Origin of the sequence: Amphibacillus sp. Q70 (genome assembly GCF_052055485.1) — a bacterium.
In the GTDB taxonomy this organism is placed as follows: domain Bacteria; phylum Bacillota; class Bacilli; order Bacillales; family Amphibacillaceae; genus Amphibacillus.
Window position 1 is genome coordinate 577,324 of the sequence record NZ_CP197171.1, and the last position, 18,423, is coordinate 595,746.

The window sequence follows — 18,423 nt, forward strand, 5'->3', positions numbered from 1 at the left end:
ATTCCTCCTTGAAGTTCTGTCGTTTATATTTCGTTAATCTGCTTCAACTAATTGCTAAATAAAATTCAAAAACATATTTTCACACGGTTTGTATCAATAGCAGTTCTTCAATAATCGGAAGCTCTTTCTTTAACAGAGCTAACAAATGATCATCAACGAGATAATCAACTTCACAAATCGTAATGGCAGGGCCATTAATTCTTGAACGTTCATTCAACATTCGGGCAATATTAAAGCCTTTTTCATGAAGAAAACTCGACAATTCAGATATAACACCACGACTATCTTGATGTCGAAGCACGAGTGTGGGTTGTTCACCACTAAATTTCAATGGATAATGATCAAATTCCTGAACCTCAATTTTCCCTCCACCCAAAGAACTTGCTAATAGCTTAACTTGTCGTGATCGTCCAACTAATTCAATTAAAACTGTATTTGGGTGGTAACTTCCCAAAACTCGGGTTGTAAATTGATAGCTTAAACCATGTTTGTCGGCGATTTCTTTTGCTTTTGGAATACCTTCGTCCATTGTCGTTAAACCGAGTACCCCTGCTAAGAGAGCCAAGTCTGTCCCATGACCTTGATATGTTTTTGCGAATGATCCCATTAAAGTAAATGTAGCCGTTTGAGGCTGCTCATTTAAAAGTTGGTAAGCAATATTCCCGATTCGTACAGCACCGGCTGTATGAGAACTTGATGGACCAACCATAACAGGACCGACAATATCATAGGCACTTTGGTATTTTGCGGGTCCGTTATCACTTGCTTTTCCTCCAAGAACCTGTTCTTTTAGCTGTTGACCTGTTGGTGTTCCAGCCAATCCTCCTATGCCTGTTTCTCTTAATGATTCTGGCATTTGTTGACCTACCTCATGCATGACATGAATCACTTCATCTGGTGGAATAATACTCTTGATACCAGCTAACGCCATATCAGCCGCTGCTTGAGCAGTAATCGCATGCAAACCATTGCGGTAGATACATGGAATTTCGACGAGTCCGGCAACAGGATCACACACCAAGCCTAATGAATTTTTCAGGGCAATTCCAACGGCATGACCTACCTGTTCCGGTGTGCCACCAGCTAGCTCGACTAAAGCTCCTGCTGCCATTGCAGTTGCTGATCCTATTTCAGCCTGACAGCCACCAGCTGCACCTGAGATCGACGCTTTATTCGCAATCACCAGTCCCAATGCTGAAGCGGTAAAAATCGATCGAACAATTTGATCACGGCTAAATCTACCACTATCTAACGCATGGACAAGGACAGCTGGTAAAATCCCCGCTGATCCCGCTGTCGGCGTTGCCACAATTCTACCCATGGCCGCATTCACTTCTGATACTGCCAAGGCATTTGCAGCAGTCTGTAAAGTAGTCGAATCAACAAATCCATCCCCTTCTTCAGCATACTGATGGATACGATGTCCATCGCCACCTGTTAACCCTGTTTGAGAGATAACCGGATTTTCGGTTCCTTTCCGCACAGACTCTTCCATAACCAAAAATTGCTCGGTCATTTTTTCAATAATTGTTGCTTTTGATAGCCCTTTTTGTTGCTCTTCTGTTTTAATCATCAAAGCTGAAAGGGTTGTATCTTCTTGTTTTGCAGCCGCAATCCATTCAGCTAAATGGGTAAAAGACATCTTTCCACTCCTTCAAACTGACAATTGTCCAAAATTATTTACATTGATCTTTCATTTTGCTAATCGTTTAACTCGTAAAATTTTAACTACATTGAACTTACTCATCAGTTACTATTATACTTCCTGTCGAATAAAAAAAGCTAATCCTTGATGGTTAGCTTTTTTGGCAATCAATCATTTGATTCATGTTGTAATAAATAGTGATACAGGGCACCATAAAGATTTGCCGCACTATTAAATTGGCAAATCACGATGTTTGGTGTCGCCATATGAATTGGATTCGCTTTCTTGATCACTTTAATCGATTCATTAATCCCTTTTAAAAGGGCTGGCTGAACACTGATACCGCCACCAATTGCAAAAACTTCTGGATCAATAATATATTGCAAATTAAGAATCTGAACAGCTACATTTTTACAAAAATGATTAAAAATTGCTAATGCTTCTGGATCTTCTGCATTTATGTATTCAAATGCACCAATGCCATCATTTGCTTCTAAACCTTTTATTTTTGCAATATCATTAACCATGGTCGAAGCCGAGCAAACCGGCCCCGCAAATTCTGCATGATTATTGTCATGATTGAAGCTCTCCATAACATAGCTCTGTTCTCCGGCTTCTAGATTCGCTCCTCGATGAAGTTTACCATTAATAATAATTCCCCCACCAATTCCTGTACCAAATGTAAGAACGATACTATGACGATAATCTTTAACACTGCCTTGCCATCTCTCCGCAAGAGCGACACACTTGCCATCATTCTCAATCGATACAGGAACACCGCAACTGTCACTTAGCATTTGGGCAATATTTTTTTTATGAAGATATTTTAAAGCACCACCGTAATAAACCATTCCTGTCTCAACATCAATTGTTCCTGGACAGCTAATCGCAATCCCTTTAATATCTTGTGTTGAGTGCTGATAAACGTCTGCCATTTTTTCAACCAAATATTCTGCACTGTTATAAGGTGTCTGGAATTTCCCTTGCTCAACGTGCTCACCCGAATGCCTCATCCATGCATACTTAACAAATGTCCCACCTATATCAAAACCGAGGTACATCTTAACAACCCCATTCCTTTATGATGTTTCTTATATTATACCTTTATAACCGATTTTTTTATAGGGTAGCTTTAAGCAAAATCATTAGAATATCCCTTCGATGAACAATCAATCTTGCTAAAAACAGTCATAAGTTAAGAAAAACAGTTAAAGAACGCATTAAAATAAATTACTCCCTTTTCATTGGCGCAATGCCCTTAATCAGCATTTCAGTCCATTCTTCTGTATAAGGGGCAATCTTTTCATATATCTTTGGATTTGACATTCCCTCAACAAGCGTTTGAAAATAGAGGAGCAGAAACTCATCAGAATATTTCAAATCCACTTTTCCCTCTTTTCGCCCGCGATGAAATACGTCTAACAACATCTGATGATTTTGCTCAGTGTATTGTTGCATTTTGGACATATCTGCTTCATTTTTCTCTGTAAAGTATTCCATCATTTTTAAATAGAAAGATTGATTGATTTTATTTAATAAGTTAATTTTATTTTGACTTAGGGCAATCAACGTCTCTTCAAAAGATTTATCTTCAGCAATAATCTGTTGAGCTTCTTCAACCAATTGATCAATATAATAAATATATACTTCGCGAATGAGATTGTCTTTATTGCCAAAATATTTGAAAATGGTCGCTTTGGCTACATTAGAATGGCTCGCAATAGCATCCATCGTTACATTTCCTACATTAGTCTCTTGATTCATTAATTCAAAGGTTGCTATTAAAACCCTTTTTCGTTTCTCCTCTGTTCGCTTTTCAAATCCATTCACGCTTATAACCCACTTTCTATCTTTATTATTTAGAAAAACTTGGCTTATTTTAAAGTCCGTATGGTGAAGGACTTCATTTTATTTATTCTATCATTGAAAAAAATCTTATTCTTTCCGAAAATAATTCACTTTCTTCCTATATTATATACAGATATTTATAAACTTTCAAACATAAAATAGTATATATTCGGTTGACTATACGGAAAAAAAGTAATAATATTATACTTATAAATGAACTTTAGTTTAAAACGAAGCTTAAAACAGGATAATTATAAACTAAATACCTCTTAATGATTTTAAACTTCTGTTTAAACTGGAAAGCACGTTATAACACGATAACAAAATTTTTTCCATGGAGAGGAGTGTTAGTGTTATGTCAGAAATTATTAAACTACACGGTTTGAAGAAAAATTTTGGGAAGGTTCAAGCTTTAAGTGATGTAACTTTCACAGTAAATCCCGGTGAAGTGGTTGGTTTTATTGGTCCAAATGGTGCCGGTAAATCGACAACGATTCGTGCTTTATTGGGAATCATCAAACGTGATGCAGGTGAGGCGAAAATATTTGGGAAAGATGTTTGGAAAGATAGCCTTGACATCCATAAACGGATTTCCTATGTTCCTGGTGATGTCTCACTTTGGGGAAGTTTAACAGGCGGAGAGATCATCGATTTATTTCTTAAATTACATGGTGGTGGCAATAAACAAAAAAGGGATTATTTAATTGAACGTTTTGAATTAGATCCAAAGAAAAAAGCCAAAGGATACTCGAAGGGAAATCGCCAAAAGGTAGGCTTGATTGCCGCATTATCTGTTGATTCAGATTTATATATCTTTGATGAGCCAACTTCCGGTCTTGATCCCCTCATGGAAGCCGTCTTTCAAGAAGAAGTCGCCAAGATCAAGGAAACCGGTAAAGCAATCTTACTATCCTCACATATTTTGAGCGAAGTTGAACGCTTAGCTGATAAAGTTGTCATCATCCGTCAAGGTCGTATTGTTGAGACAGGGACACTAGATGAATTACGACATTTGACCCGTTCTACGATAACCTTAGCAACAGAAGGTGATGTAGCAGAAATAGCAGCTGTAAATGGCGTCCATGATTTCGAACAAACAGATGATCAAGCCACATTCTCAGCTGATAACCAACATATTAATGATATTTTACAGGAAGCAACCAAACTTGGTGTCAAAAGGTTTGAAGCTGTCCCGCCGACGCTTGAGGATTTATTCATGCGTCATTATGAAGGATAATCATTAACCGGGAGGTGAAAGAGCGATGAAAGAAAAATTTGCGCGTTGGGATACATTGTTTTTGCAATATCTAAAACGTGATTGGAAAAAAATACTTTTTTGGATTTTGGGTATTGGCTTATTCTCAGGTGGTTTTGTTCCTGCTTTTGAGGAGATAGCAAAAGGGCAAGGGTTGATCGGCATGTATGAAACCCTGCAAAATCCAGCTATGATTTCCATGGTAGGTCCAACACCAGTTGAAACAGCAACTGATTATACATTAGGGGCTATGTATGCGCATGAAATGTTATTATTCTGTGGATTGTTTGCGATGATAATGGCTGTTTTGCATGTAGTCGGGCATACACGTAAGGAAGAAGATCTCGGACTAACAGAGCTTGTCCGCTCCTTTCAAATCGGGCGTCAAGCTAACTCCCTTGCTGCCATGGTAGAAGTTGTTGTTATTAATGTTTTATTGGCGCTGTTTATTAGCGGTCTAATGATCAGCTTTGGTGCAGACACGATTTCAGTCCAGGGTTCCTTTCTATTTGGAACTTCTGTTGGAATAGCTGGTCTGATTGGAGCAGCAATCGGATTGGTGATGGCTCAAATTATGCCGACTTCCTCTGGTGCAACGGGATCAACACTAGGAATCATCGGATTACTTTATATTATTCGTGCAGGAACAGATGTCTCGAATGCTGATTTATCTATGTTCAACCCACTTAGTTGGACATATTTGACCTTTCCGTTTACGGATAACAATTGGGTACCCCTTATATTTGTCTTGATTTTCAGCCTAATCATGGTCATGATTGCTTTTGCACTTGAAGGCAATCGTGATATGGGAGCTGGCTATCTTCCTGAGAGAGAAGGGCGAGAAAGGGCAAAAAAATCTCTATTATCTGTCCAGGGACTGTTTATCAAAATTAATAAAGGGGTCATGATTAGTTGGCTAATTGCTTTTGTCATTATGGGGGCAGCCTATGGCTCAATTTATGGCGATATGCAAACGTTCCTGCAAAGTAATGAGTTAATGGAGCAAATGTTTGCTCAATCTGGCTTTTCCATTGAAGAGTCATTTACGGGGACCATTATGATGGTCATGATGGTTTTGGTTTCTATTCTACCAATAGTGATTGTAAATAAGCTTTTCTCTGTGGAAACCCGCTTGTACTTAAGTCAGCTTCATGCCACAAAGGTAACTCGAAGCCAGTTTTACTGGACAACTATTGGTTTAGCTATTTTTACTGGTTTAGTCGGAACTTTATTGGCTGCTGGCGGTCTTGGTGGTACAGCTATTTCTGTCATGGGCGACAGTGCAACGATGACTATGATTGATTTTCTCGCAGCAGGGTATAACTTTCTACCATCGATATTATTTTTCACAGCACTAGCAGCTTTAGCATTGGGATGGGCACCGAAACTCGGTAAAATTGTCTATGCTTACCTTGGCTATTCCTTTATCTTAAATTATTTTGGTGGGATCTTAGATTTACCAGAGTGGTTGTCCAAAACAGCCATTCAGAGCTGGATTCCACAAATGCCAATGGAAGATTTTGATGCTGTTCCATTCCTTACCATAACGGTCATCAGCATTGCTTTCATGATCATTGGTTATCTTGGCTATAAGAGACGTGATATGATGGAAGGGGCTTAACTTCACAAAAACTAATATCTATAGAGAAGAGCTGTTGTACAACGTACTCTACATTGTGCAACAGCTCTTTTTCGTTATTTTATTCGTTCCATTAAATTGATCCCAATTCCCATAAATAGCACACCCATTAATAAGAGCATGGAAATGGGTTGAAGCAGATCCATCGCTCCGGCATCGTAAAGAATGGCTTGTTGGAGAGCTTGAATACCATGATAAATAGGCGTTAGTTTTCCTAGGGTTACGACAATATTATTGGTAACAATATCAATTGGCCAGAAGGCACCACCAAGCATCGCCATTCCTGTTGCTACAATTGGAATCACCGCTTGAAGCTGTTGAGGGGATTTAATCAAACTAATAATGAACATCCCCAAAGCGACTGAAGTAAAAGTAAATGCCATGATGCTGACTAATATGGCCAAGTATTGACTACCCAATTGATAGTTAAGGAACTGTTCAAAAATAATAAAGCAAATTCCAATTTGAAAAATACCTAGTAAAAAGTAGTGCAGCAATTGACCAAGATAAATACTACTTTTATTCAACGGTGAAACAATCAGTCGATCCCATGTTCCAGTCCGTTTCTCTACTGCGATATTCATCAAACTATACAACACCGTATAGAGAGCAAAATATAACGTCATCCCGGCAATAATTTGGATATCAGCCTGTTCACTCATTGCAGCTGTTCCAGTCAAACTTCTTGATTCAATCTCTAGATAGTTTTGTAGTTCAATCGTTTGGTCAGGAAATTGTTCGGTTACTTCATTTATTCTTAACTCTGTCTGATAGATTTTCTCAACATGCTGATTAACAGCCGATATAAACTCTGACTCTTGACCAACTAAATAACGATAATGATCTTGATTCAATTCGAGAGCAAAATTAGACTGACCCATTTGAATCCGCTGTTCAACTGTTTCCTGATCTGAGATTTCAAATTGGAACCCCTCTGTTTCATTTAGTTGATCGACCCATTCCTCAAGCTCAGGTTCTGACAGTTGCTCACTATACGTCTGGACGGTAATGGTTTGCTCACCCTGTGCCCCGCCGATAAAAAAGACAAAGCCCACTGTTAGTGCTAGAAAGATTAAGGCTAAATAGGGTTCTCTTTTTAGTCTAAGCCACTGTAAATTAAAAATTGGCCACATTAGCTTAACCTCCTTTTTGGAAAGATCGCAACGGCTACCACAAGACAAATAATCGCAACAGCTAATACACGATAAAGTAATGGAGCGAAATCAGACAATTCTAAGCCTTGCATTAACTGGAGATACGCTGTCATCATTGCACCATTAGGTGTCCAGTTCCCAAGCTCACTAATAAATGGAGACATTTGCTCGACTGGTACCATGTTTCCACCAATAAGGGCAAAGATCACAACAACGCCTCCTGAAAAAATACCTGAAATGGCATCATTATTAAATTGAACGGCAATCGCTGTTAATAACGCTGCTAAAGCACCAATAGTTAATGAATAAACAAATGTGTTCAGGAACATGAGTAGCAAGAACGTTAAATTAAGTTGATTAAATGTTTGAAAAAAAATAGATGACCCAATAAATAGAATTATCAATTGAACCATTGTTAACACCGTACCCGAAACGACTTTACTTGCTAAATAATGTAAAGGCCGTTCCCCTATCAGCATCAATCGTGCTAACGTATTGTTTGTTTTCTCTTTAAACGCGTTACCTGAAACGGTTGATGCAACATACATAGCAAACATCATGGCCATCCCAATTGTATAATATTGAAAAGCTGATATTGGCTCTTGGTTGGGGATATGAATAAACTCACCAAAATCAGCTGTTGAAATGGCTGTTTCTTCTGCTTCCCCTCCTGTTGCAAAAGCGATTGATAATTCCAAATTATATTGGTCTGTAAAACTTGATATGATGCTTTCAACAATATTGGCTTGAAATTGCTCATGATTTTGGACAAGAATGTCGATCATCGCTTCTGGTTCTTCTTCTAGATAAAAAGCACTTAATGTCTGATAGGAGAATTGCTCTGGAATCGTAATCACAGCAAGTACTTCATCAGTTGCTAGTGCCTCCTCAGCTTCATCTTGTTGATATTCTTCAGATAAATCAATTAAATCACTTAATTCTGGTGAACGAAGCACCTCTTGAAGGTGCTCAGCAGGATCAAGCTCTTCAACACTAGCTAATATTTGTTCAATTGCTGGTGCTGGTAAGCCCTGATCATTGAGTAGCTGCTCGAATTGATCGATATCTTCCTCTAACTCATTTTCAATCACAAGTGCTACGGGGATAGCGTCCAAGTCTCCACCATTAAACATAAGCCCCCCTAAAGCAAAACCTAAGATAGCGATTAAGATCATTGGCATTGCCAATAAAACGAGCAATTCTGAACGATCACGAGAAATCGTTAAAAAATCTTTCTTTATTAAACCCCACATCGGCTATCCCTCCTAATCTCTTAGTTTCCGTCCCGTTAAATGAAGGAAGACATCTTCTAATGTTGGTGTTTGGACATGAACACCTCGAACCTTCACTTTCATACTTTTTGCTAGTTCAAATATATCAGCAAATAAATCCTTATTCTTTGCAATGATCACTTTATAACCACCATTAGCTTCAACCACTTGTTGAATAGCCGAATGATTATTCAACTCTTCTACAAATTGACTTGACTTTTCTTGTACCTCAATTAGAATCGTATCTTCACTAGACAAAATACTTTTTAATTCTTCCTTTGTTCCCGAGGCAATGATTTGACCATGATCCATGATATAGATCCGATCACAGAGCTTTTCGACTTCTTCCATATAGTGACTTGTATATAAAACCGTCATTCCTTTCTCTTGGTTCAGCTGACGAACCATATCTAAAATATAGCTGCGCGATTGCGGATCAATCCCAACGGTCGGTTCATCCATAATTAATAATTCAGGGTCATGCATAAGGGAAACAGCAATATTGATTCGTCGTTTCATCCCACCTGAATATTCTCTAACTTTTTCCTTCTTTCGGTCCGTCAGTCCAACTAATTCTAAAATCTCATCAATTTTATTTTTTAATTTCTTACCAGATAGTCCATAAGCCTTGCCGAAAAAATCCATATTTTCATAGGCCGTTAATTCTTCATAGATCGCAATCTCCTGTGGTACAACACCTAAAACAGGACGAATCACATCTGGTTTCTTTAACACATCTGAGCCCTTATAGCGAACATCACCACTAGTTGGTGTTAATAGTGTTGAGATCATTGAGATAGTTGTCGATTTGCCCGCACCATTCGGACCAAGTAGGCCGACAGATTCCCCTTGATCAAGAAAAAGATTAACACCGTCAACAGCGGTTTTATTTTTAAATTTTTTGCGCAAATCTTCTACTTGTAACATTAAAGCACCTGCTTTCTTTTTTATCTTAATTTTAGTCTAACTAAAAAGAGATAGTGGGCCCACTATCTCTAGTCATTAAATATATTTCAAACCATGACTCGAGTCATTTTATCAATCACACTTCAGCATGATTGCGCCCGGAATTTTTCGTGTTTGCTTGAAAAATTACCTTTGAAAATCCGTGACATCCATTGGAGGCTTAACTTGATCAGCAAGGCGGTTATGACTCTTCTTGATTCGAACGGCTTATAGCATTCAAGCCGCTCCTTATAGAAATAGAGTACTCCTTGAAAATATAAAGAAAAACCGGGCAATCCCCGCCCAATCCTTTTCTTCCTAGCCAAATTAGAGCACATCCGATCATTTATATTCATAGCCATGTACCCTTTTATAATACTCTGGATACATTGCTCCCCCACATTGTTCACAGTTGAATTGAGGCGGAACACTTGGATCCAACGTTGTCAGGTTAGTACAACAGCTAGTCCGTTTCATGATCATCTGTTACTAGTAGTCGATTAAAAATAAAAGCAAAAATCAACTTTTCCGAAATACAGTCAAGTGAGCGAAAATGCAATCAACTTTTCCGAAATACAGTCAAGTTAACGAAAATACAGTCAACTTTTTCGAAATACAATCAAGTGAGCGAAAATGCAATCAACTTTTCCGAAATGCAGTCAAGTGAGCGAAAATGCAATCAACTTTTTCGAAATACAGTCAAGTTAACGAAAATACAGTCAAGTTAACGAAAATACAGTCAACTTTTCCGAAATGCAGTCAAGTGAGTGAAAATGCATGTCAAGTCCAAAATCTTGTGTAATAACCTATAGCTATCTCTGTAGTTACTTGAGAGGGGGGTAGCTTTTCCTGTCCTCGCCATGGCGAGGTCAGGAAAAGCGTTACATTTAATTCTCCCCCGGGGCATAGTCTCTTAAAAATTTTCGCTTCGTCTTCTGAAATCCTTCGTGGATATCCATCAAAACGGCACCGATAAGTCGGACAGCTGAATCTATATTCGGAAAGATCCCAATGACTCTTTCCCTACGCCGTATTTCTCTATTGACTCGCTCTAAACTGTTTGTCGTCCTTAGAGAGACATGATAGCCCGTGGGTTCTTGGATGAATTGTAGGGCATCATCAAAACCGGCTTCTAACTTCTCGATGACCGCTGTGTACTTCGGATTTCCCTCGACTGTCTTTATAAAGTTTGTCTTCAATTCTCTGGCATGGGCCAGGGTATCGGCATAAAAGATTTGTTTTAAGGCTGTCCGTTCAGCTTGACTGTTTTTCTTCGGCATCACATCCGTTAGATTGCGTAAGAAATGGGTGGTACAACGCTGCCATGGACAGTTCAAAAAGTCTTCTTTAATCGCTGCTTTCAATCCAGAATGCGCATCAGAGATGATGAGCTTGGGTTTCTTCAAACCACGCGCTCGTAAGTCCTGAAAGAAGCTTGTCCAAGCTGCCTTTGATTCCTCTTCTGAAACCATAAATCCAATAATCTCACGTCTATTCTCTGACGTCACCCCTTGCGCAATATAGACACCTTTAGATACCACACGATGATTCTCTCGCACTTTAATATACATGGCATCGACATAAACATAGGCATAGTATTTATGGTGAAGGGCGCGCTCTCTAAACGATGCCACCTCAGGATCTAGACGTTTGAGAATATCAGAAGCAAATGAACGAGAGACGCCTTCCCCACAGAGGGTCTCAACAATTTTAGTGACCTTTCGGGTCGATACACCACTCACGACAGATTCCACTAATGTCAGAACAAGCGATTGATCCATACGTTGATACTTCTCGAATAACTTTGTTGAAAAGGCACCAGAGCGTGTCCGAGGGACTTTCAGCGTGATTCGCCCGATAGGTAGTTTATAATCTCTTTCGTAATAGCCATTCCGCATGTCTTGGCGAAGTGCATGGCGTTCTCGTGAGTCGGCTTGGACATAGGCATCACGCTCCGCCTCCATGTAGGCATTAAATACAGCGACTGCCAGTCCTTTAGTTGCCGAATTTAAGTTGCTCGATAAAATTTCCTCTGTTAATTTGTCCATATCTAGGGTAAAATTTAATTGAGTCATTTCAGTTCTCTCCTTTTCAATGGTTGGTTGGTAACTACATTGTACTATAGGAGAGCTGATTTGGCTCTTTTTCTTTATTACACAATTATATAGCCTTAATCAAAATGCAATCAACTTTTCCGAAATACAGTCAAGTTAACGAAAATACAGTCAACTTTTCCGAAATGCAATCAAGTTCAATGCTTTCTATACGTCTTTCACAATTTATACTTGATTTCTTCGCACGAACCTTTATGGCTAAATTGAGTTTTGCACCTTAAAAGCTCAATAAAAAAATCTTTGATGACGACTGGACGTATTCTTCCTCATGTTTTTCTTTGAAACGGTGCTCACCAAAAAATAAGCGTTTTAAGATATTTTTCTCCATATAGTTAAAAACACTGGGATAGAGCCCATGTTATATGCTTACCTGCCAAAATAATTTTCTTCGTGCAATGTCTCGCTAACAAAGCCTGTCTTATTCTACTGATCAAGTTAAACGATATCGTGTCGAATGGCATAGATCGCTAGTTGCGTTCGATCTCGTAAAGCTAATTTATCTAAAATCACGGATATGTGATTCTTTACTGTTCCAATAGATAAAAAAAGTTGGTCCGCAATCTCCTTATTGCTCAAGCCTTGACCTACCCCGACTAAAATATCAAGCTCACGTTTCGTTAGTGTATCATCAATTTCAGTCGTTCGATTATTTTGGATTAAAGTAGGGAAAACTTTGGCAGCAACCTGATCTTCAATCGATAAACCACCTTGCAAACAACTACGAATGGAGCGAATGAGCTCTTCAGCATTAGCATCCTTTAACATGTAACCATTCGCCCCATTTTTTAAGGCTTCCAACGCATAGGCTTCATCGTTAAATGTTGTTAAAATTAAAATTTTTAGTGCTGGCCATCGCTTGCGAATCACACGCATAGCCTCAAGACCAGTCATTTCAGGCATTCGAATATCTAAGATCACTAGATCAAAGTGATTTTTCTCGCAAAGTGTGATCACTTCTTTTCCATTATCCGCTTCACCCTTCACCTGTAGTTCAGGATCTGTTTCAATCATCATTTTTAAACCCTGACGCACGAGCACTTGATCTTCTGCGAGTAATATCGATACCATTCTATTCCTCTCCTCTCTCAGCAGGGAAGGTTCCAATCAAGCGAAATTCCCCTTCTATTTGATTAATCCCCAATGAACCGCCTAATTGTTCCAAACGTTCACGCATCTCTTTCAAACCAAAGCCTTCCCTTAACTGAATTTTATGTTCAAGTGAATGACTGATTTGAAACCGAAAAAAATGGTCGCCAACAACACTAAAATCAATTTTTGCTTGTTTCATCTCACTATGACGCATCATATTTGTCAGAGCTTCTTGAACAGCACGATAAACAGTAACAGACTGTTTATTTGATAATGGGAAAGATAGCGCACCAGATTGAATATGAAATGAGACACGTAAGTGACTTTCCGCTTCTAACTTCCGAATCAATTGAATAATAGCAGTCAAGCCTGCTGTCTCCTCACTTTTCAATGCTTTAACCGCTTCTCTCGTTTCATCTAGGCTGACTTGAGCCAGTGACTTAAATCGATTAAATTTATCTTGAAAAGTTGGATTAGTTGTTTGTAAACGAGCGACCTCAAGTTGCATAAGTAGAGCTGTTAATCGATGCCCAACTGAATCATGAATTTCACGTGCAATCTGATTTCGTTCTTCTTGCCGGACATTCTTCTCATTTGTGACAACCTGACGTTTAAGCTTACGAAAATCACTTTGGAGCTGATCATGTCTATCATTTAATAAAATATATGTTTGTTCTGTCCGTTTCCAAACAAAAATTAAGAAGCCCATTAAAACAACCAACAAGGTTAAAAAGCTAAATAACATGAAATCTTGAGTAATCACAGATGACGAAATCACAATGACGTATTGGAGGAAAAGATGAATATAAAGGTTCCAACCCTGTAACTGATCGATGGCTTGTTTGGCAATCATCAATATAATTAAGAAGAGAAAACCATTAAATGATGGGGTCCAGAAAGTAAGGGTAACGACAACAACTAAAAGGAAAAGAACCCATTGATAAATACTTGAGCGATCTTGAACCAATGATAAACAAAAATATAACGTAAAGAAAAGTGCACTTAATAAAAGAGTGAATGTATTCAGACCAACAGACACAATCTGCGCATAAATGGCAAATCCCCAAATGACGATTAAATAACAGATACTAAACCAATAGGTAGTCATTTCCCTCAATCCTTTTTGTTTATTTCGTTTCCATTTTAGCATAGAAGTAGGATGAGAGACATATTTAGACAGTATCGATTATTTCCGTCTGATTATTAATCGGTTCGTATCTAACGCTAACCTTTCCTTTAATTCATCAGTGATCGATAATTGCACTTCAGCCCCACTCTCTAAACCGCTCATTCCAAAAAAATAGTCTCTGTCTATTCCCCTTCCTATCTCTGTCCAACCCTCTCCATCAAGTCCAGATGATATCCCAAACAAATGTTCATCTAAAAATTCTCCACTTATTTGACCTTGAGCGAGTAGTTCATCAGGTAAAAAGACATTTTCTGATTGATGCTCAACTAGAACAAATTCAACAAAATGGTTATCTATTTCAACAATCCCATCTTTAGGGATATTAATATCATTCACCGTTAATTGGTATTGCCAGTGATCTTCTGCTATAGTCATTAATTGATTGTCATTTAACTGTGACACTAATTGTCCAATCGTTTCTTTATAATTTAATATTTCAGCATCACGATTAGCCAGTTCTTCCCTTTGACGAACCGTTTTTTCTTCTAATTCTTGATTTGTCCTTTCCAATTCTTCAATGACTTGATCGTAGACAAGACTGCTATCTTGCTTGTCCCCAAACAGATATACACCTACAAATAAAAATACCACTAGGATCACAACAAATATAAATGATTGATTATTTTTCACTTTTATCCTCCAATCACTAGCGTTGCATAAACTTTTTTGATCGATATCATTTTGCCGAACAGACATAGGTCGAGCACTTTGCTTGATTTGATCCTCATTTTTTTATGCAACGGAAATGTCCTCAAATAGAAAATATGTCTAATTTTATTATACTATTTCCCCCTTCAAAAAATAAGGTGTTAAATTGTATAATTTAACACCTCATCCAAGCAAACTTATTCTTTTGTAAAATCAATTGTGCTCCTAATCGTATCAATTGGTCGAACAGCTGACTCAATTTGTTCACGTCTAGGCTCTAAAAATGGTGGCAACGATAACTTTTCACCTAAAGTTTCGTAAGGCTCGTCACCCATAAAGCCTGGACCATCTGTCGCCCATTCGAATAAAATTTGTGGTGCCACTCGCGCATACAACGATTCAAAGAAATGACGATCAACATAACCTGATGTTTGGAAGCCAAATTCAGGCAGATAGTTAATCCACTCGTCCAAAGCTTCTCGATCATGGACACGAAAAGCAACATGGTGTACTGTCCCATATCCTTGGGACCCATCTGGTAAATCTTTATTATGTTCAACAATGATTTGAGCACCATTACCTCCTGCACCGACTTCAAACAAATATTGATCACCATTTTGGTCAATTACCTTAAACCCTAAAACTTGCTCTAACACTTTTTTAAAATAGTCAAATGGACTAATCCGAATATGAATAGGCCCTAACCCTGTAATCGCATATTCCAGTGGTACTGGACCTTGCTGCCATGGAGTACCTGATTGAACACCCGTATTATTCTCGTCAGAAATAATTTGATATTTTTGATCATCAAAGTCAATAAAATTAATGACCTTTTTACCAAATTGCTCTTCAACACCGGCATGCTTAACATCCAGACGATCAAAACGTTGCGCCCAATAATCTACTGCTTCATCTGTTGGCACTCGAAATGCGGTACGATAAATTTCGTTTGTCCCATGCGATCCTTGTGGAATACCAGGAAAATCAAAAAAAGTCATGTCTGTTCCTGGATTTCCTTCATCATCTGCAAAAAAGAGATGGTAGGTTTGAATATCGTCTTGATTAACTGTTTTCTTGACTAAACGCATACCTAACACATAAGTGAAAAATTGATAGTTTTTTTCTGCACTGCTCGTAATTGCTGTCACATGATGAATCCCTTTTAATTGACTGACCATTATTTCACACTCCTAAGATTTAATTGCTTAATCGTCCATAATATCTTTAATTCGAGATAAATATAACATAGTATTTTTATTAAAGTCAATTTTTCTGTCTCAGATTCATGGCATAATAAAGTTTCTAAATTTAACTTGTCCGAATTCTTGACAGAGAATCATGTTTTCGTGTTTGACTTCAGTGTTCATAATTTACTCTTTTGTTGTTCTTCTTCAACATTCACAATGACTAAAGGTTCATTCATATCATTAATATCCAATGCTTCTGCGATTCTTTGAAGATGCCCTAAATCGATTCTCTTTCTATGTCCTCTACTTAAAGTACTTAGCGCAGAAATATCAATGTCCGCTAATCTCCCAAGTTCTCGTAAAGAAATATCACGCTCTCTAATCAAATCGTTTATTTTAAGTTTAATTCGCTTTTCTGTATACATATCAATTCCCCCAATTATTGTTGGCTATAACTACATCACGCAATATGATATACTTAAAATCATTGGTTATATCTGCAACCATTATATGAATCCATTGAGAAATGATTAGACTTGTACGAAGTGCAAATTGGCTGATTCTTATTCTACTGTTAAATCCTAAATGAAATTTTCAGCTGTAATGACATGAATAACTTCAGCACTTCCCATTTGTAAACACTGATAGATGTTATCCTTTCAGGGAATTTTGCCAAGCAAATTGGATGAGTGTGAGTAAGTAGCCCTTAGAGTGTATTTTCTCAAAAAATATCCCCTGTAAAAAAGCAATAAACTTATTTTTATTCTTCCCTCATCATTAAAAAACAAACAATCATAGGTTTGGTGAAAAACCATTGAGACATTTTCTATTTCCACTAAAATCAGCACTTAGTTATAAGATTCATTTCTCATCATATCATGTATATGATCGTTTAATTTTTCTAGCTTTTTCAAGCGAATAATTCGATTCCCATAGGGTGAATTCGTTATAATAGTCTTATATGTATATAATGAGATACAAGGAGCGGAGGTTAATATATGAATGTGTTCGAACGACAAAAAGCCTACTTTTATTCTGGCGCTACGCGTTCTTACCAATATAGAAGTAAAGCCCTAAATCTGCTAAAAGAAGTCATTAAAGACTATGAAACCGAAATAATGAAAGCGCTTAAAAGGGATCTTAACAAGTCAGATTCCGAAGCTTTTATGACTGAAATTGGCATTATCTATAAGGAAATTGATTTCGTTTTAAAGCATTTAAAAAAGTGGATTAAACCAAAACGGGTTAGAACAGCCCTTACCCATATCGGATCAGTTGGTAAGATTCATCCTGACCCTTATGGTGTGACTTTAATTATCTCGCCATGGAATTATCCATTTCAATTAGCAATCACACCACTTATTGGAGCGATTGCAGGTGGAAATACGGCCATTATTAAACCTTCTGAACTTACACCAAATACAGCAAAGTTAATTGAGCAGGTCATTAATCAAACTTTTCTTGATGATTTTATTGCAGTCGAACAAGGGGGTGCAGATAAAAGTCAAGAACTGCTCGATCTACCCTTTGACTATATTTTCTTTACCGGAAGTGTCCCTGTTGGAAAAATTGTGATGGAAAAGGCTAGCCAGCATTTAACACCCATAACACTTGAACTAGGAGGAAAAAGCCCTGTTATTGTTCATGAAGATGCCTCATTAAAGCTTGCTGCTAAACGAATAGCTTGGGGTAAATTTATTAATGCCGGGCAAACGTGTGTAGCGCCAGATTATCTCTTTGTTCATGAAAATGTGAAAGAACAATTTTTGAGTAATCTAGCAGAGGCAATCGTCGAACTTTATGGTGAGACACCATTAAATAACCCTGAATACGGGCAGATTATTAACGATAAGCATTTTCAAAGACTAACAAATTATTTGAATAGTGGCACCTTGTTTCATGGTGGACAAACAAATTCAGGCAAACGCAGTATTGAACCAACCGTATTAACAAACATCAATCATGAAGATCCGATTATGGCTGAGGAAATTTTCGGACCCATTTTACCTGTCCTTACTTATTCTGATATTAATGAAGCGATTGATTATATTCGTAATCAACCCAAGCCATTATCCTTTTATTTTTTCTCAGAGACCGCCCACTATCAAAATCTCGTACTTGAACAAATTTCGTTTGGTGGAGGTTGTATCAATGATACAATCTATCACTTGTCAACACCCTATTTACCGTTTGGCGGTATTGGAGAAAGTGGTATCGGTTCATACCGTGGTAAACATAGCTTTGAAACATTCACCCATCAAAAAAGTATTCTCAAGCAATCTTCACACTTTGATTTACCAATCCGTTACCCCAATTTTAAAAATCGAATGAAGTGGATCCGGAAAATGATGAAATAAAGTTGTGTAATCAATATGATGAAGTGAAAGGCTTTTATCAAACTTATAAGCAAATTAAAACGGGTGTTCATGATACAAAAAT

The 18,423-nt window shown here is 37.8% G+C and carries 15 protein-coding genes; 3 read left to right on the forward strand and 12 right to left on the reverse strand.

Features of this window, described 5'->3' with window-relative positions; genetic code table 11:
• Positions 1 to 79: 79 nt before the first annotated feature.
• The 3 genes from sdaAA to ACS127_RS02565 all read right to left on the reverse strand — a co-directional run bounded on the left by sdaAA (position 80) and on the right by ACS127_RS02565 (position 3,475).
• Entirely contained in the window at positions 80 to 1,642 is a 1,563-nt protein-coding gene (gene sdaAA / locus ACS127_RS02555) for an L-serine ammonia-lyase, iron-sulfur-dependent, subunit alpha (RefSeq protein ID WP_440896909.1), read from the reverse strand.
• 170 nt (positions 1,643 to 1,812) lie between these two features.
• Positions 1,813 to 2,706, reverse strand: a complete 894-nt coding sequence (locus ACS127_RS02560; RefSeq protein ID WP_440896910.1) for an ROK family protein — start codon at positions 2,704 to 2,706, stop codon at positions 1,813 to 1,815.
• 169 nt (positions 2,707 to 2,875) lie between these two features.
• Positions 2,876 to 3,475 carry a TetR/AcrR family transcriptional regulator gene (locus tag ACS127_RS02565; protein WP_440896911.1) on the reverse strand — a complete coding sequence of 200 codons (600 nt, stop codon included), beginning with the start codon at positions 3,473 to 3,475 and terminating at the stop codon, positions 2,876 to 2,878.
• A 373-nt stretch (positions 3,476 to 3,848) separates the two neighbouring features.
• On the opposite strand from ACS127_RS02565, the gene ACS127_RS02570 reads away from it, so the two are divergent.
• Together ACS127_RS02570 and ACS127_RS02575 are read left to right on the forward strand one after the other, a co-directional pair.
• Complete coding sequence (locus ACS127_RS02570) at positions 3,849 to 4,730, forward strand: ABC transporter ATP-binding protein (protein WP_440896912.1); 882 nt, start codon at positions 3,849 to 3,851, stop codon at positions 4,728 to 4,730.
• A gap of 25 nt (positions 4,731 to 4,755) precedes the next feature.
• Positions 4,756 to 6,369 (forward strand): ABC transporter permease, encoded by a 1,614-nt coding sequence (locus ACS127_RS02575; RefSeq protein WP_440896913.1) that lies wholly within the window; start codon positions 4,756 to 4,758, stop codon positions 6,367 to 6,369.
• A 74-nt stretch (positions 6,370 to 6,443) separates the two neighbouring features.
• Here the strand turns inward: ACS127_RS02575 and ACS127_RS02580 are convergent, their stop codons facing one another.
• The 9 genes from ACS127_RS02580 to ACS127_RS02620 all read right to left on the reverse strand — a co-directional run bounded on the left by ACS127_RS02580 (position 6,444) and on the right by ACS127_RS02620 (position 16,409).
• Positions 6,444 to 7,520: an ABC transporter permease gene (locus tag ACS127_RS02580; RefSeq protein ID WP_440896914.1), complete on the reverse strand. Its 1,077-nt coding sequence runs from the start codon at positions 7,518 to 7,520 to the stop codon at positions 6,444 to 6,446.
• Positions 7,520 to 8,794 (reverse strand): ABC transporter permease, encoded by a 1,275-nt coding sequence (locus ACS127_RS02585; RefSeq protein WP_440896915.1) that lies wholly within the window; start codon positions 8,792 to 8,794, stop codon positions 7,520 to 7,522. Before ACS127_RS02585 ends, ACS127_RS02580 begins: the two co-directional genes overlap by 1 nt.
• Before the next feature lie 12 nt (positions 8,795 to 8,806).
• Complete coding sequence (locus ACS127_RS02590) at positions 8,807 to 9,739, reverse strand: ATP-binding cassette domain-containing protein (RefSeq protein ID WP_440896916.1); 933 nt, start codon at positions 9,737 to 9,739, stop codon at positions 8,807 to 8,809.
• 905 nt (positions 9,740 to 10,644) lie between these two features.
• Entirely contained in the window at positions 10,645 to 11,832 is a 1,188-nt protein-coding gene (locus tag ACS127_RS02595; protein WP_440895396.1) for an IS256 family transposase, read from the reverse strand.
• Positions 11,833 to 12,306: 474 nt separating this feature from the next.
• Complete coding sequence (locus ACS127_RS02600; RefSeq protein WP_440896917.1) at positions 12,307 to 12,939, reverse strand: response regulator; 633 nt, start codon at positions 12,937 to 12,939, stop codon at positions 12,307 to 12,309.
• 1 nt (position 12,940) lies between these two features.
• The gene (locus ACS127_RS02605) at positions 12,941 to 14,110 is read right to left on the reverse strand and encodes a sensor histidine kinase (RefSeq protein ID WP_440896918.1); all 1,170 of its coding nucleotides are present in this window, start codon (positions 14,108 to 14,110) and stop codon (positions 12,941 to 12,943) included.
• 36 nt (positions 14,111 to 14,146) lie between these two features.
• Positions 14,147 to 14,779 (reverse strand): hypothetical protein, encoded by a 633-nt coding sequence (locus ACS127_RS02610; RefSeq protein WP_440896919.1) that lies wholly within the window; start codon positions 14,777 to 14,779, stop codon positions 14,147 to 14,149.
• 215 nt (positions 14,780 to 14,994) lie between these two features.
• Positions 14,995 to 15,975: a ring-cleaving dioxygenase gene (locus ACS127_RS02615; RefSeq protein WP_440896920.1), complete on the reverse strand. Its 981-nt coding sequence runs from the start codon at positions 15,973 to 15,975 to the stop codon at positions 14,995 to 14,997.
• A gap of 185 nt (positions 15,976 to 16,160) precedes the next feature.
• Positions 16,161 to 16,409, reverse strand: coding sequence for a helix-turn-helix domain-containing protein (locus tag ACS127_RS02620; RefSeq protein ID WP_440896921.1), 249 nt, complete (start codon positions 16,407 to 16,409; stop codon positions 16,161 to 16,163).
• 573 nt (positions 16,410 to 16,982) lie between these two features.
• On the opposite strand from ACS127_RS02620, the gene ACS127_RS02625 reads away from it, so the two are divergent.
• Positions 16,983 to 18,341, forward strand: a complete 1,359-nt coding sequence (locus ACS127_RS02625; RefSeq protein ID WP_440896922.1) for an aldehyde dehydrogenase — start codon at positions 16,983 to 16,985, stop codon at positions 18,339 to 18,341.
• Positions 18,342 to 18,423: the final 82 nt, after the last annotated feature.